Here is a 20,291-nt window from a genome sequence, read left to right as displayed (position 1 = left end):
CCCGTACCTCGTTCGCGTTGAAACGCCGACGCCTGGAAGGCCAAGCGGCCGCGTCGGGAACAGCCGGTCCGGTCGGCACGGTTGCATCGATCGAGGGACCGGCGCCGCACGGGCGGGGGACACGGAGGCCAGAGGGTCGTCCGCCCCACCAGGATCCGGGCCCCAGGATCGCGGTACGCCCGCCGCGCTACTTGGACCAAGACGTATTTCTGCTGGAGGACTGTTTCATGACTGACCGGCCCTTGACGCTCATGGCAGTACACGCCCACCCCGACGACGAGGCCACCGGAACCGGAGGGGTCCTCGCGCGGTACGCGGCGGAAGGCATCCGCACGGTTCTCGTGACGTGTACCGACGGCGGCTGCGGTGACGGACCGGGGGGTGTCAAGCCGGGCGATCCCGGGCACGATCCGGCGGCGGTCGCCTTGATGCGCCGTCAAGAACTCGAGGCGAGCTGTGGCGTCCTGAAAGTCAGCGATCTGGAGATGCTCGACTATGCCGACTCCGGGATGATGGGCTGGCCGAGCAACGACGCCCCCGGATCCTTCTGGCAGACCCCCGTGGAGGAAGGCGCGGCCCGACTCGCGGAACTCATGCGGCACTACCGACCTGATGTGGTCGTCACCTACGACGAGAACGGCTTCTACGGCCACCCCGATCACATCCAGGCCCACCGCATCACGATGGCGGCGCTGGAGATGACCACGCTGACACCGAAGGTGTACTGGACCACGATGCCCCGCTCGGGGATGCAGCGGTTCGGGGAGATCATGCGCGAGTTTCATCCGGACATGCCGGAGCCGGATCCTGCCGAGGCCGCCGCGCTGGCCGAGATCGGCCTCCCCGACGACGAGATCACCACGTGGGTGGACACCACCGCGTTCAGCGGGCAGAAGTTCGACGCACTGGCCGCGCACGCCAGTCAGGGCGAGAACATCTTCTTCCTCAAGATGGGCAAGGAGAGGTTCGGCGAGTTGATGGGCATCGAGACCTTCGTACGTGTCCAGGACGCCACCGGCGCGGCCGTACCCGAGAACGATCTCTTCGCCGGACTGCGCTGATCCACTCATCCGGAGCGGAGCTCGGGAAAGCTCATCGACCGCACGGCGCGATCGAGCGCATCACACACCCGGAAAAGCGAGGGGCCAAATAGCTCTGCTCATGGACAACTATCGCTGATGTGGGCCTGGCGAGCCCTGGAGGAGCTCAACCGCGAAGGCCGCACGCGGGCGGTCGGGGTCAGCAACTTCTACCCCGACCGGCTCGCCGGCCTTGTCGCCCACAACGAGATCGTCCCCGCGGTCAACCAGATCGAGACGCACGTGTTCTTCCAGCGCACCGACGACAAGAAGCCGATGCGGGAGTACGGCGTCCAGCACGAGTGCTGGGGACCGCTCGCCGAGGGCGGCCAGGGCTTCTTCGAAAACCCCGTGCTCGTCGAGATCGGCCGCGCACATGGCAAGTCCGTCGCCCAGGTCGCGCTCCGCTGGCTGAGATCCAGCGCGGCATCGTCGTCGTCCCCCTGTCGGTGCCCCGAACACATCGCGGAGAACCTCGATGTGCTCGAATTCCAGCTCACCGCCGACGAGATGGCACGCATCGCCACCCTCGACACGGGCCGTAGCCACATCTTCGACCACCACGACCCCGAAGCCGTCAAGTGGCTCGGCGGAATGCGATTCAACACCTGTTGCACCACGCGCGTCCCTGCCCACGGCGCCGACAGCCGTAGGCAGGGGCCGGTCGGTGACGACCCGTTGGCTACTCCCCCGGGCGCGGCCCAGCCGGCCGGGGGTCGGGGCGGCCTTGACCTCGCTCAAAGAGAGGGCGAAGGTCTGCTTCCAGCGCTCGACCGCCCCCTACGCAACGGCATCACACGTCGGCAGGCTCCGCGTACACCGCGCCCATCTTCATGAGCCGCTCCCGCGCCCCCGTGCAGCGTTCATCGATTCTGCCGGTCGGTGGCGGAGGGGCTGCTGGTCGGTGAGGCGTGATCGGTGGCGGCCCAGGCGGCGAGGAGGCGCAGGCCGTCGTGGTCGGGGGTGCCGGGGGCGGCGCTGTAGGCGGTGAGGGTCAGGCCGGGCTGGGCGGGCAGTTCCATGGCGTCGAAGTCGAGGGTGAGGATCCCGACCTCGGGATGGTGGAAGGACCGCGGGTGACGAGTTCGCCGATGAGTCCGGTAAGAAGTCACGGCCGCGTGGGTGCCGGCGCCTGGGGTTGGAAGCCGTCTCCTGACGGGCGACACGTCCGGCGTCACGCGCCGGGCCCACCACAGTCGCCGCTGCGGTGGGCCCGGCGGGTGCGGTGTCCCGGACGGTCAACGTGAGTAGCCCTGGGACAGTAGGGCGGTCAAGTGGTACCGGCCGGACGGCAGCCGGAACGAGGTCACCCCGTCCGTGTGTCCGAGGAAACGCACCCCGTCCACCCGTGCCAACGGAGTACGCCCCTCACGTACCGCGTCCGCGGAGGCAGCCGCAAGGCGCAGGGTCGCCTCGCTGTTGGCCGGCACCACAGCGTCGTACACGAGCCTTCGACCTCCGTCGTGGGTCTCCCATTCGCTTCTGATCTCGCCGTACGGCGACTCGTACGTGCCCGACACCCGCGTGATCCTTCCCGTCGGATCGATGTGGGGTTGGAGCAGGAAGTGCTTGAAGCCGGGGCTGTCCGGGTCGCGTGCGATGCCGGCCATGTAGGCGTACATCCACTCCATGACGGCGCCGTAGGCGTAGTGGTTGAAGGAGTTCATGCTGACCGGCCCGAACCCGTCGTCCTTGGAGTAGGAGTTCCATCGCTCCCAGACGGTGGTGGCGCCGTTCTTCACTGAGAACAGCCAGGACGGCAGCTGGTCCTGGTGGAGCAGCTCGTACGCCAGGTCGGCGCGGCCCTCGTCGGTGAGGACGGGGGCGAGGACGTTGACGCCGAGGAAGCCGACGGAGAGCGTGTTCTCGGCGTACCTGACCCGGCTGCTGTTCGGGTGGGCCGCCTTGTAGGCCTCGTCGTTGCCGATGTTGTCGGCGAGATGTCCGACGAGCATGCGGCGTTGGGCCTCCGTTTCGTAGAAGCCGAGCTTGAGGACCCAGAGCAGTGCCGTCTGGCTGTTGTCCTCCGTCTTCTGGTTGGGGTCGGAGCCCGGTTCGATCGGAGAGGCGTCGCCGAGGCTGGACTTGACCGTGGCCGTGCCGCCCTCGGTGCTCAGGTACTTGGTGACGAACGCCTGCTTGATGCGTCCGAAGAGCCGGTCGTACTTCTCCCCCTCTGCCGTCCTGCCGATCGCGCGGGCCATCTGCGCCATCAGTCGGGTGCTGTAGCCGTAGTAGACGTCGCTCATCAGCTGGGCGCTGGTCTTCTGCGGCGCCAGCCAGTCGCCGGTGAGGGAGCCCTGTCCGGCGTAGGTGTCACCGGTCTGCTCCTGGATCCAGTCCAGGTACCGGGTCATCGCCGACCAGTTGTCCTTGACGATGGTCGCGTCGCCGGTCATCTGCCACACGGTCCAGGGCACGATGACACCGGCGTCCGCCCAGCCGCTGCCGCCGCCCGGGAAGTTGAAACGTCCGGTGGGGGCCACCCCGGTGAACTGTGCCTTGTCCATGCCGTAGATGGCCTGGGAGTCGACGACCGTGTCCTGGAAGTGGCTGAGGAAGACACCGGCGTCCACGTTGTACAGACCGGTCGTGGAGAAGACCTGGGTGTCGCCGGTCCAGCCGAGCCTCTCGTCGCGCTGCGGGCAGTCGGTCGGCACCCAGAGGTAGTTGCCGCGCTGGCCCCAACGGATGTTGCTCGCCAGCTGGTTGATGTCGGGATCGTTGGTGGTGACGGTGCCGATCTCGCGGATCGCGGACGTGGCGACCTTCCCGGTCAGGCCGATGATCGTGACGGTGTCCGTCGCGGTGACGGACACGTAGCGGAAGCCGTAGAAGGTCAGGGAGTCCTGGTGGGTCTCGCCGCGCCGGTCGCCCTTGAGGATGTACGTGCTGGTGGCCTTGGCGCTGCGGAGGTTGGCCCGGTAGAGGGAGCCCTCGGGGCCGTCCGCGCCGGCGCTGTCGTCGTTGAGCATCTCGCCGAACTTGAACTCGACCTTGGCTCCGGCGGGGCCACGTAGGCCGTATCGGGCCACGCCGACCATGTTCTGGCCGAGGTCGAAGACAGCCGTCTCGCCGCTGGCGATCGTGACCGAGGCGGAGGCCGCCGTCGCGGGATCGGTCACCGTCCGGGCGGGGTCCACGACGATGCGGCCCCTGCCGTTGGGGCTGCCGTCCTGTCCGGTCACCCCGGTGGCAACGGTGATCGACTGCGGTCGCCGGTCCCAGCGATGCATGAAGCGTGCGGTCTCGCCCGGGTAGGCGAGAAGTTGCGCGTCCGGGTACTTGTCGTCGAAGGCGACTCGCTCCACGTCCGACCATGCGGAGTCGTCGAACCCGCGTGCCGTCCAGCCCGGCAGTTCCATCCGGGCGTCGTAGGTCTGGCCGTCGTAGATGTCGTCGGCGCGGTAAGGGCCGGTGTCCGTGGCCTTCCAGCCGCCGCCCGGCCCGGTGACGACCGTCTGCGAGGTCCCGTCGGCATACCGGATCAGCAGCTTGGCCTTGACGGCCAGGGCGTTGCCGTCCTCCGAGTAGTACGTACTGCCCTCGGATATACGGCCGTTGTACCAGCCGTTGCCCAGGACGACCGCGAGGGTGATGTCCGGCTCGCGTGTCACGAGGCCGGTGACGTCATACGTCATGTAGTTGACGCGCGCGTCGTAGTTCGTCGAGCCCGGGGGCAGCAGTTCGGTCGTGGTGTCGCCGTCCTGTTCGACGGTCACATGCTGTCCGTTGACGTAGGCCTCGTACACGCCGAGGGCCGAGACGTACAGCCGCGCCGCGCGGACCTTGGGCCGGTCCTTCAGGGCTGCTTCCTTGCGCAGCATCGGTGCCCCGGCCGAGTTGGGGGTCTTGCCCTTCATACCGATCCACTGCGCGCCCTCCCATCCGCCGACGCCGTCGGTGCTCATGAGGCCGGTCTCGAAGAAGGCGGGGGGCGCCATGCCGACCGGACGGCCTTCGGCGTCCCAGACGGTGACGGTCCAGTGGTAGCGGGTCGAGGCGCGAAGTGCCCGGCCCGCGTAGGGGACAGCCACGGAGTCGGCGGAGCGCACGCGGCCGCTGTTCCAGACGTCCGCGCGACCGGAGGTCAGCCTGTCCGGTGAGCTCGCCACCAGGATCTGGTACGCCCCCTGGCTCCGCCCGCGCACCGCGGACCGCATGCGCCAGCCGAAGCGCGGCCGGTCGGCGTCCACGCCGAGGGGGTCTGTGCGGTGTTCCACGGTGAGTCCCCACACCGGACCACGCTGCGGACGGGCGGACGCTTCGGCCGCCGCACTCGTTCCTCCTGCCATGGCAGCGGCCCCTAGCGACATGGCGCCGGCCGTTGCGGCGAGCACGGTTCGACGACGGACAACATGGCTCACGCCTCGTTCCTTTCACAACTAGTGCACACTCGACCGGGAACTCCTGGGGAATCCCTGGAACTGGAGGGAGTGCTCCGCAACCACCAGCACGATTGCCCAGGTCAGCAGGTGTGCAGGTCAGGCCCAGGCCGTCACCGGCACGAACGAACTGTCCTGCCGGAACAGGTCCGTTCCGTCCGACCGTTCCACCCGCAGCTGGTAGCTGTAGTGCCGCAGGTAGTAACCGGGGTAGTTGTACGACTCGAAGCGGATCGAGCCGCTCGACGTGCCCGTGCGGGCGACGAACGTGGCGTCCTTGGCGAACGTCGACGTCCCGTCGTTGGCGTCGAAACGGGCCCGGAAGTCCCAGTGGCGCAGATACCTGCCGGACGAGTCGCGGAAGGAGTAGCCGTTCGCGTCGGCGAGGCCGGGCACGACCGTGAACGTCGAGGCCTGCTTCTCGGCGGTGGCGCTGGTGCTGCTGACCACCGGCAGGTTGAGCAGGGAGGACTGCACCTGCCAGTAGCGGGTGGAGTAGTTGGCCGACTGGAAGGAGCGGGTGACGTTCTTCGCCAGGGTCGGGCCGCCCGAGACGGTCTCCTTGATGACCGTGAAGTGGCGGGCCGTTCCCGAGACCGCGGGCAGGGCGGCGGGGGCGGACCAGGTGGCGAAGGCGTCGTAGCTGTCGCTGTAGTAGTACGTGCCGTCGCCGTAGCCGTCGAAGAAGAGCCGCCAGCCGCCGTTGTCGAGCTGGACCAGCGCGGGGCCCTCGCGGTAGCTGCCCCAGCCCGCCCAGTTGCCGGTGCGGGAGATCGTGTAGGGGCCGGTGAGGTTCGACGCCGTGGCGTACTCGATGTACTTCGTCGTCTCGTTCTTCGTGAAGGCGTGGTAGGTGGAGCCGATCTTCACGATGAAGGTGTCGATGTGGTTCGCGCCGATGCCGGACAGCGCCACCGGTGAACTCCACGCCGTCAGCGCGGAGTTCGTGGCCTTCAGCAGATACGGCGTGAAGATCCACTCGTCGTTGGTGGTCGAGCAGGACACAATGACGTTCACGCTGCCGTCGCTGTCGACGAACCACTCCGGCGCCCAGGCCCGGGAGAGGTTGGTGATCGGGACCGTGTAGTCGTACAGGAACGTCCAGTTGACCCGGTCGGTGCTGCGCGCGAAGCCGATGGTGGTGCTGGTGTCCTGCCAGGTGTGGGTCGTGTAGGTGATGTAGTAGTAACCGTTGGTGTGCTTGAAGATGCTCGCGTCGCGGATGCGGTTGCTCGGCGGCGTGTAGGCGGAGGCCTTGGCCAGCCGGAAGTCGGTGGCGTCGTCCGACTGATAGACGTTCACGGTCCCGTCGTTGCTGTTCAGGAACGGCACGATCGTGTAGCGAGTGGCCGAGCCGCTGGGCGGTGCGGCCGCCAGTGCCGTGCCGAGCAGGCCGGGGGCCTCGCCCAGGATCAGCGCCGAGGCGGGCAGGACGGCCATCGCGCGCAGCAGGCTGCGGCGGGACGGGGTGTGGGGACGTCTGGTCACGTGCGGCTCTCCCTAACGGTTCAAGGGACCATTCCGAATGCCTGCAGTCGGCCTGCGTTCAACCTATGTTCGGAGTTTCGAACGCAGTTCGGAAATTCGATCAGAAGGTAGAGGTGAGGTACCGGCGCGTCAATGGTTTGCGCATGAGGAAGCGAGGCCCAGGAGAAACCTGTGAAGAACCTTGGTGCCGCGCCCGGCGAGAGCGTTCCACCACCGGCCCGCGGACGTTACCGTTCGGTAGACGACGTCGTCCCGGAGGTGACCCGTATGACGCCCGACCGTGCCGTAGGCCTCGCCGAGTCCGCCCGCGCGCTGGCTGACGGGGAGGTGACTTCGCGGGCGCTCGTCGCTCAGGCGCTGGCGCGGATCGAGGCGACCCAGGGATCCGTCAACGCGTTCCGGGTGGTCAGGGCGGAGGCCGCGCTCGCGGAGGCCGAGGCCGCGGACGAGGAGCTGGCCGCCGGAGTGCGCCGGCCGCTGCTCGGTGTGCCGGTCGCGGTGAAGGACGACATGGACGTGGCGGGCGAGCCGACCGCGTTCGGCTGCGGCGGGGAGTTCCCGCCGGTCGCCGAGGACGGCGAGGCGGTACGGCGGCTGCGCGCGGCCGGTGCCGTGATCGTCGGCAAGACCAACACCTGCGAGCTGGGGCAGTGGCCGTTCACCGAGGGACCCGCCTTCGGCGCGACCCGCAATCCATGGCACCCGGAGCACACGCCGGGCGGCTCGTCCGGCGGTTCCGCGGCCGCCGTCGCCGCCGGTCTGGTGCCCGCCGCGCTCGGCTCGGACGGCGCCGGCTCGGTACGGATCCCCGCGTCCTGGACCCATCTGATCGGCATCAAGCCACAGCGCGGCCGCATCTCCACCTGGCCGCGCGGCGAGTCGTTCCAGGGCATCACCGTCAACGGCACCCTCGCCCGTACGGTGGCCGACGCGGCCCTCCTGCTGGACGCGGCCGCCGGCAACCACGACCTCGACCCGCACCGCCCACCGGCGATCAACGCCTCCGAGGCCGTGGGCCGCGAACCCGGCCGGCTGCGCGTCGCGCTCTCCCTCAAGCCTCCGTTCACCGCCGTGCCCGCCCGCCTGCAGCCTCAGGTGCGGGCCAGGGTCGTCCAACTCGCGGAGAAACTCAGCGCGTTGGGGCACACTGTGGAGGAGGCGGATCCGCCGTACGGCCAGATCGGACTGACCTTCGTTCCCCGCGCGACGGTCGGTATCGCCGAGTGGGTGAGTGCGACGCCGTTCCCCGCACTCCTCGACCCGCGCACCCGGGGCGCCGCCCGGCTGGGCCGGCTGCTCGGCGGGGCACCGCTGCGGGCGGCCAGGCGCGCGGAGGCGGTTCTGCACCGTCGTATCGGCACGTTCTACGAGTCGTACGACGTGATCCTGGCCCCCACCACGGCCGCTCCCCCGCCCCGGATCGGCGCGATGCTCGAGCTCGGCGGATTCGCCACCGACCGGGCGATGATCGCCGCCTGCCCCTACGCCTGGCCGTGGAACGTGCTGGGCTGGCCGGGCATCAACGTCCCGGCCGGGTTCGTGGGTGGGCTGCCCGTCGGTGCCCAGTTGCTGGGGCCGGCGAACAGTGAGCCCCTGCTGATCTCGCTGGCCGCGCAGTTGGAGGCGGAGCTGCGCTGGCACGAGCTGTGGCCGCCGCAGCAGGGCGAGGAAGAACCCGTCGCGGTCGGCTGAGGCACACCAGCCCTCGGGCGCAAGCCCACGCCAACTCTGCGCGCAGGCCCTACCCTGTGGCCATGAACGACGCGTCGATGGTCGGGCTCATGGGGCGGGTCACGGGGACGGTCGGGCCGGGACTCGTCGGCGAGGTGATCGTTCGGGTGCGCGGCGGCGCCGAGCACTTCCTCGCCTATCCCGCGACCGGCACGGACCGCATCGACCGGGGCACGGTGGTGATGGTGGTGGAGTATCTGCCGCCGAGAACCGTCTACGTCCAGGCCGCATACGACAGTTGAGCCCGCGCAGGCGCAGGTGAGGGCCGTCTGCGTCAAGGTTTCGACAAGGATCCGTCAGCGCCTGTACCCGGGCCCCGCGCAGGCGCACACTCCCTTCGTTCGGTGCCGAAAGGGCACCATGCAAAGGGGGCGTATGCCGATGGTTGTCGGCGTCGTTGCGGGGGCGGCAGTTGCCGCCGTCCTCGTTCTGATCGGTGTGTTCAAGATGATGTGGCGGGTCGCGGAGCCGAACGAGGCGCTCATCATCTCCGGCTCCAAGCACCGTACGGAAGGCATCGAGGAGGGCATGGGCTTCCGTATCGTCACCGGGCGCGGCACGCTGGTGCTGCCCGGTGTGCAGGCGGTGCGCAAGCTGTCGCTCGACCTGAACGAGACCGAGCTGCACGTGGATTGCGTGACCCATCAGGGCATTCCGCTGAAGGTGCGCGGCGTGGTCATCTTCAAGGTCGGCGACGACTTCGTGTCGATCGCGAACGCGGCCCGCCGCTTCCTGGACCAGCAGAAGCTGATGTCGGAGCGGGTGCACAACGTCTTCGCCGGTCATCTGCGGTCCATCGTCGGCGGGTTGACGGTCGAGGACATGATCCGCGACCGCGAGAAGCTCACCGGGCAGACGCGTGCGGCGTGCGGTACGGAGATGGAGAAGCTGGGGCTCATCGTCGACTCGTTGCAGATCCACGAGATCGAGGACCCGACCGGCTACATCCGGAATCTCGCCATGCCGCACGCGGCGGCCGTCCAGCGGGACGCGCGCATCGCGCAGGCCGAGGCGAACCGGCTGGCCACGGAGGCGGAGCAGCAGTCGTTCGCGCGGATGGCCGAGGCGACCCGGGACAGCGAGATCCTCCAGGCCGGCTACCAGGCCGAGCGCGACAAGGCGGGCGCCAAGGCCCGGCAGGCCGGTCCGCTCGCCGACGCGGCCGCCCGGCAGGAGGTCGTCGTCCAGGAGACGCGGGTCGCCGAGCTGGAGGCGCACCGGCGCGAGCAGCAGCTCCAGGCCGATGTCCGCAAGCCCGCCGACGCGCAGGCGTATGAGAAGCGCACGCTGGCCGAGGCCGAGCGCGACGCGCGGATCTCGGCGGCGCAGGCCAAGGCGAAGGAGACGGAGCTGGCTGCCGCGGCCGAGGCGACCCGGGTCAAGACGGCCGCGGGCGCCGAGGCCGAGGCGACCAAGACGCGCGGTGCGGCCACGGCGGCCGCCACCCGGGCCACCGGTGAGGCCGAAGCGGCCGCGGCCCAGGCCAGAGGTCTGGCGGAGGCCGAGGCGACCAAGGCGCAGGGCCTCGCGGAGGCGGAAGCCATCAAGGCCCGTGCCGCCGCCCTCGCCGAGAACCAGGAGGCCGTCGTCGCCCAGCAACTCGCCGAGAACTGGCCGGAGATCGTCAGGGCCGGTGCGTCCGCCTTCGGCAACGTCGACAACATGGTGCTGCTCAACGGGGCCGACGGCATGGCGGACATGTTCGCCAAGGCGCTCACCATGGGCGGTACGGGGCTGGGGCTGGCGCGTCAGCTGCTGGCGTCGATGAACCAGAACGGGCAGGCGTCGAAGGAGGCTTCGCCGCTCAACGGGCTCGCCCAGAAGGTGCCGATGGACGACAAGTGACCCTTCACGAGACGTGACCCTTCACGAGACGTGATTCTCCACGCGGAGCAGACCCTTCACGCCTGACTCACGGGGGCAGCCCTTAGGGTGCCCCCGTGAGCACGTTTACCGACGAGAATGTCCCGGGCCGCTACGGCCCCACCGCCACCGCCGAAGCCGACCCGCGCGCGGTCGGCAAGGTCCGCACCGAGTACTCCCCCGCGCACGACGGCGACCCCGACCCCGGGGAGATCGTCTGGACCTGGGTGCCCTTCGAGGAGAACGACGGGCGGGGCAAGGACCGCCCGGTGCTCGTGGTGGCCCGGGATGCCGCCGGTACCTTCCTCGCCGTGCAGTTGTCGAGCAAGCGGCACGACGGGGACCGCGAGTGGGTGGCCATCGGCGGCGGACCGTGGGACCGGTCGGGGCGCGACTCCTGGGTGGACGTCGACCGCATCCTCCGGCTGCACGAGGAGGGCATGCGCCGGGAGGCGTGCGCGCTGGACCGCGGGCGGTTCAACCTGGTGAGGCACCGGCTGCACGAGCGCTACGGCTGGACCTGACGCTCGGGAACGCCCGTACGAACGCGGCTCGAACCGGGCTGTCCGGCGTGCGGTCCAGGATCCCGAACACCACGTGCTCGAAGGCGGCGGCGAACCGTCCGCCGGGACCGAGCAGCGCCCGGAACGCCCCCGCCACCTGCGCCGGGTCGTTCTGGAACACCCCGCAGCCCCACGCACCCAGCACCAGTCGCCGGTACCCGTGCGCCGCGGCGGTCTCCAGCACGCGCTCGGCCCGTGTCGCGAGCGCGTGCGGCAACTCGGCCGTGCGATCCGGGGCCGTACGCCGTACGACGCCCGCGTTCGGCGCGGCGGCGGTCAGGAAGCCGGTGGTGTACGGCTCGTCCAGGAGGCGGCCGCGGTCGTCGCGGAAGACGGGCACGCCAGGTGAGTGGATGACACGGTGCGTGTAGAACGGGTCGCGGTGGGCGCGGTGGTGGTCGTAGAACTCACGGGCCCCGAGCAGACAGCTGTACAGCGCCGAGGCGCGGCACAGGGCCTCTTCCTGGGCCTGGGCGCCGTTCAGGTAGCCGCCGCCGGGGTTGCGGGCCGAGGCGAAGTTCAAAACGGCCACCGGGCCGGAGATCCGACGGGCGGCCTCCAGGCTGCTCTCGCCCGTGACCTCGAAGGACGTCTCCACTGCGGAGATCCGCGGCACCGGCACCGGGTCCGGCCCGTGCATCCGGGTGCCGTCCCGCGCGGCGTCGAGCGCCGCCGCGACGGACACCTCGCGGCCGTCCGGCGCGCGGTACGTCCCCGCCGCCACGATCTGTTCCGTCTGCTGCGCGATGGCGCGCAGACGCGCGCTCATGGCGCCACCCCCGTGCGCGCCATGACCGTGCGACCGCGTCGGCTGCTCGCGATCTCCCCCGTGGTGATCTCCCCCGTCGTGCTCACCCAGGCATCGTGAGCGATGCTGGTCGTGCGGTGCAACAGAGTTTCCCGGGCCCCACAGCCGACCGAGAACGACCGGGAAAGTCCTCGCGAACGCCCGGAGAGCGGAGATTACCGACCCGGAACGTGGCGGTACGCACTCTTGTGCGAAGCGACGCGAGGGTCTTGGGTGGGACGAGTGTGCCGGCCCGCCCACAAGATCCGGGCCGGTCGGCATCGTGGACTCTCAGGAGGATCCCGACATGTCAGATTCGGTGAGTGACTGTACGGAGCAGCCCCGCACCGCAGTCACCGAAGCAGAGGTGGAGGCCCTGGTCAGGGGCATCTGCTTCAAGACCGGCCCACCCCGCACCCTCGGGGTCGAAGTGGAATGGCTCGTCCATGAGCTGCGAAACCCGCGGCTCCCCGTGACACCCGAACGACTCGAAGCGGCCTACGCCGCACTACGGACCGTGCCCCTGAGGTCGGCGCTCACCGTCGAGCCCGGCGGCCAGCTGGAGCTCAGCTCGCCGCCCGCCGCCTCCCTGATGGAGTGCATCGGTACCGTCTCCGCCGACCTCGCCGCCGCCCGCGCGGTACTGCGCAAGCACGATCTCGGCCTCGTCGGCATCGGCAACGACCCCTGGCGCTCGCCCCGCCGGTTCCTGCGCGAGCCGCGGTACGACGCCATGGAGGCCTGTCTGGACCGCACGGGCCCGGCCGGCCGCGCCATGATGTGCACCTCGGCCTCCGTGCAGGTGTGCCTGGACGCCGGATACGAGGAGCCCGGCCCGCTCGGGCACGGGCGGCGCTGGTGGCTGGCGCACCAGCTGGGCGCGGTCCTGGTCGCCGCCTTCGCCAACTCCCCGCTGGCCGGGCGCGAGCCCACCGGCTGGCTCTCCACCCGGCAGCTGCTGTGGATGGAGATCGGCGCGGCCCGCGCGGGCGCACCCCCGCTGAACGGCGATCCGCGGGCCGCCTGGGCGCGGCACGTGCTGGACGCGCCGGTGATGTGTGTGCGGCAGGACGGTGGCCCGTGGCATGTCCCGGACGGGCTGACGTTCCGGGAGTGGACCAGATCCGGGGTGCCCAGGCCGCCGCTGCCCGAGGACCTGGACTACCACCTCACGACCCTGTTCCCGCCGGTCAGGCCGCGTGGCCATCTGGAGCTGCGCATGATCGACGCGCAGCCCGGCGAGGACGGCTGGATCGTGCCGCTGGCCGTGACGACCGCGCTGTTCGACGACCCCGAGGCCGCCGAGACCGCCTATCGCGCCGTGAAGCCGCTGGCCGAGCGCTCGCTGTCGCTGCCCGCGCCGCACAATCCGCTGTGGATCGACGCGGCCCGCTCGGGCCTCGCCGACGCCGAGCTGCGGGAGGTGGCGGACACCTGCTTCGCGGCGGCGCTGGAGGCCCTGCCCCGGCTGGGGGCCACGACCGAGGTCACGGACGCCGTGGCGGCGTACCGGGACCGCTATGTCAGCAAGGGCCGCTGCCCCGCCGACGACCTGCTGGACGAGCTCTACGGCACGGACCGCACCCTGCACGGGAAGGACTTCCGGACATGACCGACCCCGCCCTCGACGCCGAGACGCTCCGCGAGCGGGCACTGACCACCCTCACCACCGCCCGTGCCCGGACGACCCTGCTCACCAGCTGCGTCGACGACCCCGACCTGACCGCCCAGCACTCCCCGCTGATGTCTCCGCTGGTGTGGGACCTCGCGCACATCGGCAACCAGGAGGAGCAGTGGCTGCTGCGGGCGGTCGCCGGGCGGGAGGCGATGCGGCCCGAGATCGACGGCCTCTACGACGCCTTCGAGCACCCTCGCGCCGAACGCCCCTCGCTGCCCCTGCTGCCCCCGACCGAGGCCCGTCACTACGCGTCCGAGGTGCGCGGCCGCGTCCTGGACATCCTGGAGAGCACCGCGTTCCACGGGACGCGGCTGACCGAGGCGGGCTTCGCCTTCGGGATGATCGCGCAGCACGAGCAGCAGCACGACGAGACGATGCTGATCACCCATCAGCTCCGCAAGGGCCCGCAGGCCCTGACCGCCCCCGACCCGGAACCGGCCCCCCTGCTCACGGGGCCGTCCGAAGTGCTGGTCCCCGGCGGCCCGTTCACCATGGGCACCTCGACCGAGCCGTGGGCGCTGGACAACGAACGCCCGGCGCATGTGCGCGAGGTGCCGGCGTTCTACATCGACACGACGCCGGTGACGAACGCCGCGTACCAGGCGTTCATCGAGGACGGTGGCTACGACACCGAACGCTGGTGGACGGCGGAGGGCTGGGCGCACATCCGGCAGCACTCCATCCACGCCCCGCTGTTCTGGCGCCGGGACGGCAAGCAGTGGCTCAGGCGCCGCTTCGGCGTCACCGAGGTCGTACCGCCCGACGAGCCCGTGCTGCACGTGTGCTGGTACGAGGCCGACGCCTACGCCCGCTGGGCCGGGCGCCGGCTGCCCACCGAGGCCGAGTGGGAGAAGGCCGCCCGGCACGACCCGGCCGGGGACCGCTCGATGCGCTACCCGTGGGGCGACGCCGACCCGGCGCCCGAGCACGCCAACCTCGGCCAACGGCATCTGCGCCCGGCGCCGGCCGGAAGCTACCCGGAGGGCGAATCGCCGCTCGGCGTACGGCAGTTGATCGGTGACGTGTGGGAGTGGACGGCGAGCGACTTCCTGCCGTACCCGGGGTTCCAGGCGTTCCCGTACAAGGAGTACTCGGAGGTGTTCTTCGGGCCCGAGCACAAGGTGCTGCGCGGTGGTTCGTTCGCCGTGGACGCGGTCGCCTGCCGGGGCACCTTCCGCAACTGGGACTATCCGATCCGGCGGCAGATCTTCTCCGGGTTCCGTACGGCCCGCTCCGCGGGGGACGTCTGATGTGCCGTCACCTCGCCTATCTGGGGCCCGAGGAGCCGCTCGGCCGGCTCCTCGTGGAGCCCGCGCACGCCCTGTACCGCCAGTCGTGGGCGCCTCGGCGACAGCGGTACGGCACGGTCAACGCCGATGGTTTCGGGGTCGGTTGGTATGCCGAGGGGGACCCGGTGCCGGCGCGGTACCGCCGGGCCGGGCCCATCTGGGCGGATCTGTCCTTCACCGATCTGGCCCGGGTGGTGCGCTCCACCGCGCTGCTGGCCGCCGTACGGGACGCGACGCTGGCAGGCGCCGACGCCGAGGCCGCGGCGGCGCCGTTCGCCGCTGGCCCCTGGCTGTTCAGCCACAACGGCGCCGTGAAGGGCTGGCCGGGCTCGCTGGCACCGCTCGTTTCGACCCTGCCCGCGGTGGACCTGCTGTCGATGGAGGCCCGCAACGACTCGGCGCTCGTGTGGGCGCTGGTCCTGGCCCGGCTGCACGGCGGCGACGAGGAGGGGCAGGCGCTGGCCGACACAGTTCTGGAGGTCGCCGAGGCGGCCCCGGGTTCCCGGCTGAACCTGCTGCTCACCAACGGCGAGACCATCACGGCGACCGCCTGGGGCGACACCCTCTGGTACCTGCAACGGCCCGGCGGCGGCACCGTCGTGGCCTCCGAGCCCTACGACGACGATCCGCACTGGCAGGAGGTCCCCGACCGCACCCTCCTCGCGGCGAGCCGCACCGACGTCCTGCTCACCCCGCTCAAGGAACCCAACGACCCCCTGGCATCCGCACCACCGAAGGAGCCCAGCACGTGAGTCCGTTCCTTCTCACCCGCACCCTGCCCGAGGACGCCACCGACGCCGCACTGCGCGCCGACGTCCTGAAGGGCCTGACGAGCACGCCCAAGACGCTGCCGCCGAAGTGGTTCTACGACGCGAGGGGCAGCGAACTCTTCGAGCAGATCACCGAGTTGCCCGAGTACTACCCGACCCGCGCCGAGCGCGAGATCCTCGTCGACCGGGCCGGCGAGATCGCCGCCGTCACCGGTGCCCGCACCCTGGTCGAGCTGGGCTCCGGCTCCTCGGAGAAGACGCGGTACGTCATCGACGCGCTCACCGAGTTGCACACGTACATCCCCGTCGACGTCAGCGACAGCGCGCTCACCCAGGCCGGGCACGCGCTCATCGAGGAGCGGCCCGGGCTGGACGTGCACGCGCTGATCGCCGACTTCACCGGCGGGCTGGCCCTGCCGAAGACGCCGGGGCCCCGGCTGGTGGCGTTCCTCGGCGGCACGATCGGCAATCTGCTGCCGGTCGAGCGCGCGGCTTTCCTGGCCTCGGTGCGCGCCCTGCTCTCCCCCGGTGACGCGCTGCTGCTCGGCACGGATCTGGTCAAGGACGAGAAGGTCCTGGTCGAGGCGTACGACGACGCGGCCGGGGTGACGGCCGCGTTCAACAAGAACGTCCTGACGGTGATCGACCGCGAGTTGGGTGCCGACTTCGATCCCGGCGCCTTCGACCACGTGGCGCTCTGGGACGCGGACAACGAGTGGATCGAGATGCGGCTGCGCTCCCGTACCGCGCAGACCGTGAAGGTGCCCGCGCTCGACCTGGCCGTCGACTTCGCGGCGGGCGAGGAGATGCGCACCGAGGTGTCGGCCAAGTTCCGCAGGGACGGCGTCCGCGCGGAACTGTCGGCGGCGGGGCTGGAGCTGGCGCACTGGTGGACGGACGGTCAGGGCCGTTTCGCGCTGTCGCTGAGCGTCGCGCGGTGACGGACGGCTCGCGCGTTGCTCCGCCGTGGGGCACGGTGGAGTGACGCGTGTGAGAGGAGCACCCACATGTCGAACCACACCTACCGGGTCACCGATATCGTCGGCACCTCGCCCGAGGGCGTGGACCAAGCCATCCGCAACGGTATCGAGCGCGCCTCGCATACCCTGCGCAACCTGGACTGGTTCGAGGTGACCGAGGTGCGCGGCCAGCTCGACAACGGGCAGATCGCGCACTGGCAGGTGACCATGAAGGTCGGCTTCCGCCTGGAGGAGGCCGAGTAGAGCAGCAACCCGCCGGTCAGGGCCTCGCCCTCAGGTCCGCCCCTCCCGCTCCTGCGCCACCTTCAGCGCGGCGGACGGGGCGGTCCAGCGCGCCCGTACGACGGTGAAACCGGCCCGTTCGGCGTCCTCGCAGACCAGTTCGTCGTCGTCCACCAGCACGCGGATCTCGCGGGTGCGGGCGAGGCGTTGCAGGATCTCGAGCTTGGTGCGCCGGGCGGGCCTGCGGTCGTCGTTGCGCCGCATGTACACGCGCCCCTCGGGCAGCCCGTGGGCCGCGAGCCAGTCGAGCGTGTCCCGCCGGCAGCGCTCGGGCCGTCCGGTCAGATAGCGGACCTCGCACTCCTGCGCGCTCCGAAGCACCAGCGCGATGCCCTCCGCGAGGGGCGGATCCTGCGGGGCGGCCGCGAAGAAGGCGTCCCAGTCGCGCGGTTTGCGCTCCAGGAAGTGCTGTCGGTGCGCCGTGTCGGCGAGGGTGTTGTCCAGGTCGAACACGGCGAGCGGGAGTGTTTTGGTGTCGGTCACAGCACTCACCCTAGGACGGGCACGGAAAATCGCCTGCTCCCTGCCAGTTGCGGCACTAGGGTCCCGTGCCATGCGACTGACGGTTCTCGGCGGCTGCGGTGCGTGGCCGACAGCGACCCAGGCGTGCAGTGGCTACCTCGTCGAGTACGCCGGGTTCCGGCTGCTCATCGACCCCGGGTATGCCACGCTGCCGCGCCTGCTCCAGCACAGTACCGTCGACGCGGTCGACGCCGTGCTGATCAGCCACGGGCACCCGGACCACTGCGCCGACCTCAACCCGTTGCTCCGAGCCCGAGGGCTCAGCGACCACCCGCCGCCGGCGCTGCCCGTCCACGCCCCGCGCGGCGCGGTCGATGCCGTACTCGCCCTCGACAAGCCGAGCATGCTCGCCGAGGCGTACCACCTCCATGAGTTCGACCCCGGCGACCGGTTCGAGATCGGCCCCTTCACCGCGGACACCTGGCTCCTGCCGCACTTCGTGCCCAATGCCGGCATTCGGCTCGCCACACCCGAGTCCGTGCTGGCCTACACCGGCGACACCGGTCCCAGCCCCGAGATCCCGCGCCTCGCGCACGGCGCCGATCTGTTCTTGTCGGAGGCCACGTACATCCACCGGGTGCCGACCGCCGACGCACCGTACCTGCTGACCGCACGACTGGCCGGCCAGTACACCCACCAGGCAGGCGCCGCTCGGCTCATGCTCACTCATCTCTGGCCGGGCACAGATCCGGTAACCGCCCGGGAAGCGGCCGCAGAAGCCTTCGAGCACCTCATCGGTGTCGCCGCGCCCGGTCTCGTCACCGACCTCGGCGACGCGGTTCAGACGTTCGACAGGCTCGGCCGCCACGCCACCGATTGAGACGAGCCCCACCGGGCCCCGCACCCCGGCAACCTCCGCGTGCCCGGCGGCCACTGCTCTGCGACACGGCACGCAGGCGGAGGCGGGAGGCCCCGATGGGCAGCACAGCGAGCGGTATGCGCGGTACGGCGATCTGGACGGCGGCAGCGGTGGGTGCGGCCCTGCTGACGGTGTGGGGGCCGGCGAGCGAGGCGTCCGGCGCGACGACGCTGGTCGTGGCGACCGACGGGAGCGACTCGGCGCCGGGCACCCTGGACCGGCCGCTGCGAACCATCCAGCGGGCCGTCGACCTGGCGAAGCCCGGCGACGTCATCACCGTACGCGGCGGCACCTACGCCCTCACCGACAACATCACCGTCACTACCTCGGGCACCGCCTCCCAGCCGATCGGCCTCGGCCCCTACCAGGGCGAGCGCGTGGTCGTCGACGGCGAGCAACTGCCCGCCAGCCACACGCCGGTGGGCGGCAGCATCCCCAGGGCCGAGCGCGGGGCGATCCACATGGAGGCCTCCCACTGGCGGATCTCCGGTCTGGAGCTGGTCAACGGCCCGTACGGCATCTACTGCGACGGATGCAACAACAACGTCTTCTCCCGGCTGTCGACGCACGACAACTACGAGTCCGGCTTCCAGCTCCAGGGATCCTCCAGCAACAATCAGATCCTGAATCTGGACAGTTACGGCAATCGCGACCCGCGCAAGAACGGTGAGAGCGCCGACGGTCTGGCCATCAAGGAAGGCAGCGGAACCGGGAACGTGGTGCGCGGCGCCCGGTTGTGGAACAACGTCGACGACGGTTTCGACGCCTGGAAGTTCGCCTCGCCGATTCAGATCGAGAACACGATCGCGTACGGCAACGGCTACAACCGCTGGAACTTCCCGGACTTCTCGGGCGACGGCAACGGCTTCAAGATGGGCGGCGGCAGTCCGGCCCCGGCGGTCGCCCATACCCTGCGCAACACGGCCTCCTTCAAGAACGCGGCGCACGGTGTCACGGACAACGGCAATCCCGGCGCCCTGGCCCTGACCCGCAACACCACCTGGGCCAACGCCGGCACCGGCTTCGACTTCGACGTCTCGGGCGGCACCGCCACCCTGACCGCCAACCTGTCCGTCGCCGACGCACGCGCGGCAGCCGTCGGCTCGGGAACGGTCGCCAGCGGCAACTCCTGGAATCTCGGCGGGACTTGGAACGCGTCCTCGGTGCTCAGCACCGACCCGACCCCGATCACCGGCCCGCGCCGGGCCGACGGATCGCTGCCGTCGGCCCCGAGCTTCCTCGTACCGCGGAGCGGCACGGCTGTCGGCGCCCGGCTCTGAGCCGCTCGGCCGGACTGTCCCGCACGGGTCGTGTTTGAGACAGTCCGGCTCAAAGAACTGGTCCGGACTATTTCCCGGCAGGCGCTTTTCGCAGGCCACACAAGGCCACGAAATGATCACAAGGGGCGCGAATGCGCCACCGGAGTACGGCAATTCATCTCGGCGGTTGATTCTTCAAAGAGCCCGCTGCCATACTCCGGCTTCCGGACCCGCCGCCGCTCCCCACTCCCCCTCGCAAAGCCCGCGCCCCCCGTATGTCCGGCATGCCGCAGCAAAGAAGGTGCGCCTGTGCCCGAGTTTTCACCTTGGCACGACAATTCTTTCACACACAGTTCCCCGCATAATGAACCCGCGCCGTGCCGGCGCATATCCGAAGATCCCGAATTTCACTCACTGCGCCGCGCCCAGCGCCGGTTCGGTGTCCGCGCGACGGTCCTGTCGGTCGGTGGATTCCTGCTGTACGTACTGCTTTCGCATTCCGTCCCCGGCCTGATGAACCAGCGTCTACTGGGCAACCTCACGCTCGGTCTCGCCCTGGGTCTCGGGCAGTTCGTGGTGATGGGCGTGACGGCCTGGTGCTACGTCCGGCACATGCGCACCCGGGTCGACCCGCTGGCCCGCGGCCTGGGCTCACGGCTGGACCAGCACGAGGCCAACTCGCTCCGCTCCGCCGCGCACCGCGGTGAGAGTGCGCAGACCGTCCAGCCCGGCTCCAGGGGGTACCGCACGTGGTGA

18 protein-coding genes and 1 pseudogene are annotated in these 20,291 nt (G+C 70.4%); 14 read left to right on the top strand and 5 right to left on the bottom strand.

Translation table 11 applies throughout. From position 1 onward, the window contains the following. Positions 1 to 227 precede the first annotated feature (227 nt). Together EHO50_RS32760 and EHO50_RS45900 are read left to right on the top strand one after the other, a co-directional pair. Positions 228 to 1,061, top strand: coding sequence for a PIG-L family deacetylase (locus tag EHO50_RS32760; protein ID WP_128434869.1), 834 nt, complete (start codon positions 228 to 230; stop codon positions 1,059 to 1,061). Between the two features lie 117 nt (positions 1,062 to 1,178). Then, positions 1,179 to 1,916, top strand: coding sequence for an aldo/keto reductase (locus EHO50_RS45900; protein WP_342787017.1), 738 nt, complete (start codon positions 1,179 to 1,181; stop codon positions 1,914 to 1,916). A gap of 26 nt (positions 1,917 to 1,942) precedes the next feature. Here the strand turns inward: EHO50_RS45900 and EHO50_RS32750 are convergent. From EHO50_RS32750 to EHO50_RS32740, 3 genes and pseudogenes are all read right to left on the bottom strand, one after another. Then, positions 1,943 to 2,152: pseudogene (locus EHO50_RS32750) on the bottom strand (MmyB family transcriptional regulator); the annotation flags it as partial. A gap of 165 nt (positions 2,153 to 2,317) precedes the next feature. After that, positions 2,318 to 5,374, bottom strand: coding sequence for an alpha-L-rhamnosidase (locus EHO50_RS32745; protein WP_425472294.1), 3,057 nt, complete (start codon positions 5,372 to 5,374; stop codon positions 2,318 to 2,320). Positions 5,375 to 5,563: 189 nt separating this feature from the next. Next, a complete protein-coding gene (locus tag EHO50_RS32740) occupies positions 5,564 to 6,952 on the bottom strand; it encodes a glycoside hydrolase family 43 protein (protein WP_128434868.1) in 1,389 nt (462 codons plus the stop codon). Positions 6,953 to 7,219: 267 nt separating this feature from the next. Between EHO50_RS32740 and EHO50_RS32735 the strand changes: the two genes are divergently transcribed. The 4 genes from EHO50_RS32735 (at position 7,220) to EHO50_RS32720 (ending at position 11,070) form a co-directional block, all read left to right on the top strand. Beyond that, complete coding sequence (locus EHO50_RS32735; RefSeq protein ID WP_128434867.1) at positions 7,220 to 8,644, top strand: amidase; 1,425 nt, start codon at positions 7,220 to 7,222, stop codon at positions 8,642 to 8,644. Positions 8,645 to 8,706: 62 nt separating this feature from the next. Continuing rightward, positions 8,707 to 8,925, top strand: a complete 219-nt coding sequence (locus tag EHO50_RS32730; protein ID WP_246101628.1) for a hypothetical protein — start codon at positions 8,707 to 8,709, stop codon at positions 8,923 to 8,925. 133 nt (positions 8,926 to 9,058) lie between these two features. Beyond that, on the top strand, positions 9,059 to 10,528 hold the full coding sequence (locus EHO50_RS32725) for an SPFH domain-containing protein (protein ID WP_128434866.1): 1,470 nt from the start codon (positions 9,059 to 9,061) through the stop codon (positions 10,526 to 10,528). Between the two features lie 95 nt (positions 10,529 to 10,623). Then, positions 10,624 to 11,070, top strand: coding sequence for a type II toxin-antitoxin system PemK/MazF family toxin (locus tag EHO50_RS32720; protein WP_128434865.1), 447 nt, complete (start codon positions 10,624 to 10,626; stop codon positions 11,068 to 11,070). Here the strand turns inward: EHO50_RS32720 and EHO50_RS32715 are convergent. After that, a complete protein-coding gene (locus tag EHO50_RS32715) occupies positions 11,024 to 11,878 on the bottom strand; it encodes a TIGR02452 family protein (RefSeq protein WP_164905010.1) in 855 nt (284 codons plus the stop codon). The genes EHO50_RS32720 and EHO50_RS32715 overlap by 47 nt on opposite strands. A 325-nt stretch (positions 11,879 to 12,203) precedes the next feature. Here EHO50_RS32715 and egtA point away from each other — a divergent pair, with 325 nt between their 5' ends. From egtA to EHO50_RS32690, 5 genes are all read left to right on the top strand, one after another. Beyond that, positions 12,204 to 13,508, top strand: coding sequence for an ergothioneine biosynthesis glutamate--cysteine ligase EgtA (gene egtA / locus EHO50_RS32710; RefSeq protein ID WP_128434864.1), 1,305 nt, complete (start codon positions 12,204 to 12,206; stop codon positions 13,506 to 13,508). Further along, positions 13,505 to 14,824: an ergothioneine biosynthesis protein EgtB gene (gene egtB / locus EHO50_RS32705; RefSeq protein ID WP_128434863.1), complete on the top strand. Its 1,320-nt coding sequence runs from the start codon at positions 13,505 to 13,507 to the stop codon at positions 14,822 to 14,824. Before egtA ends, egtB begins: the two co-directional genes overlap by 4 nt. Then, positions 14,824 to 15,615 (top strand): ergothioneine biosynthesis protein EgtC, encoded by a 792-nt coding sequence (gene egtC / locus EHO50_RS32700; RefSeq protein WP_128434862.1) that lies wholly within the window; start codon positions 14,824 to 14,826, stop codon positions 15,613 to 15,615. The genes egtB and egtC overlap by 1 nt, the downstream gene beginning before the upstream one ends. Further along, on the top strand, positions 15,612 to 16,574 hold the full coding sequence (gene egtD, locus EHO50_RS32695) for an L-histidine N(alpha)-methyltransferase (RefSeq protein WP_128434861.1): 963 nt from the start codon (positions 15,612 to 15,614) through the stop codon (positions 16,572 to 16,574). Before egtC ends, egtD begins: the two co-directional genes overlap by 4 nt. A gap of 66 nt (positions 16,575 to 16,640) precedes the next feature. Further along, on the top strand, positions 16,641 to 16,856 hold the full coding sequence (locus EHO50_RS32690; protein ID WP_128434860.1) for a dodecin: 216 nt from the start codon (positions 16,641 to 16,643) through the stop codon (positions 16,854 to 16,856). A gap of 30 nt (positions 16,857 to 16,886) precedes the next feature. Here the strand turns inward: EHO50_RS32690 and EHO50_RS32685 are convergent, their stop codons facing one another. Then, positions 16,887 to 17,378, bottom strand: a complete 492-nt coding sequence (locus tag EHO50_RS32685; protein WP_128434859.1) for a phosphatase domain-containing protein — start codon at positions 17,376 to 17,378, stop codon at positions 16,887 to 16,889. 70 nt (positions 17,379 to 17,448) lie between these two features. Here EHO50_RS32685 and EHO50_RS32680 point away from each other — a divergent pair, with 70 nt between their 5' ends. From EHO50_RS32680 to EHO50_RS45895, 3 genes are all read left to right on the top strand, one after another. Beyond that, positions 17,449 to 18,237, top strand: a complete 789-nt coding sequence (locus EHO50_RS32680) for an MBL fold metallo-hydrolase (RefSeq protein WP_128434858.1) — start codon at positions 17,449 to 17,451, stop codon at positions 18,235 to 18,237. 95 nt (positions 18,238 to 18,332) lie between these two features. Then, a complete protein-coding gene (locus EHO50_RS32675) occupies positions 18,333 to 19,556 on the top strand; it encodes a right-handed parallel beta-helix repeat-containing protein (RefSeq protein ID WP_128434857.1) in 1,224 nt (407 codons plus the stop codon). Between the two features lie 30 nt (positions 19,557 to 19,586). Then, positions 19,587 to 20,291, top strand: coding sequence for a DUF485 domain-containing protein (locus EHO50_RS45895; RefSeq protein WP_342787016.1), 705 nt, complete (start codon positions 19,587 to 19,589; stop codon positions 20,289 to 20,291).

Source organism: Streptomyces cyaneus, from assembly GCF_004028635.1.
Lineage (GTDB): Bacteria > Actinomycetota > Actinomycetes > Streptomycetales > Streptomycetaceae > Streptomyces > Streptomyces cyaneus.
The sequence above is the reverse complement of the archived record's forward strand: the minus strand, read 5'-3'. Positions and strand labels throughout refer to the sequence as shown.

What these genes read in the sequence shown, in the direction of transcription:
- egtA (WP_128434864.1), top strand. Translation starts at nt 12,204, where the DNA reads ATGTCAGATTCGGTGAGTGACTGTACGGAGCAGCCCCGCACCGCAGTC.
- egtB (WP_128434863.1), top strand. Translation starts at nt 13,505, where the DNA reads ATGACCGACCCCGCCCTCGACGCCGAGACGCTCCGCGAGCGGGCACTG.
- EHO50_RS32760 (WP_128434869.1), top strand. Translation starts at nt 228, where the DNA reads ATGACTGACCGGCCCTTGACGCTCATGGCAGTACACGCCCACCCCGAC.
- EHO50_RS32735 (WP_128434867.1), top strand. Translation starts at nt 7,220, where the DNA reads ATGACGCCCGACCGTGCCGTAGGCCTCGCCGAGTCCGCCCGCGCGCTG.
- EHO50_RS32715 (WP_164905010.1), bottom strand. Translation starts at nt 11,878, where the DNA reads ATGAGCGCGCGTCTGCGCGCCATCGCGCAGCAGACGGAACAGATCGTG.
- EHO50_RS32680 (WP_128434858.1), top strand. Translation starts at nt 17,449, where the DNA reads ATGCGACTGACGGTTCTCGGCGGCTGCGGTGCGTGGCCGACAGCGACC.
- EHO50_RS32730 (WP_246101628.1), top strand. Translation starts at nt 8,707, where the DNA reads ATGAACGACGCGTCGATGGTCGGGCTCATGGGGCGGGTCACGGGGACG.
- EHO50_RS45900 (WP_342787017.1), top strand. Translation starts at nt 1,179, where the DNA reads ATGTGGGCCTGGCGAGCCCTGGAGGAGCTCAACCGCGAAGGCCGCACG.
- EHO50_RS32725 (WP_128434866.1), top strand. Translation starts at nt 9,059, where the DNA reads ATGCCGATGGTTGTCGGCGTCGTTGCGGGGGCGGCAGTTGCCGCCGTC.
- egtC (WP_128434862.1), top strand. Translation starts at nt 14,824, where the DNA reads ATGTGCCGTCACCTCGCCTATCTGGGGCCCGAGGAGCCGCTCGGCCGG.
- EHO50_RS32745 (WP_425472294.1), bottom strand. Translation starts at nt 5,374, where the DNA reads ATGGCAGGAGGAACGAGTGCGGCGGCCGAAGCGTCCGCCCGTCCGCAG.
- EHO50_RS32690 (WP_128434860.1), top strand. Translation starts at nt 16,641, where the DNA reads ATGTCGAACCACACCTACCGGGTCACCGATATCGTCGGCACCTCGCCC.
- EHO50_RS32675 (WP_128434857.1), top strand. Translation starts at nt 18,333, where the DNA reads ATGGGCAGCACAGCGAGCGGTATGCGCGGTACGGCGATCTGGACGGCG.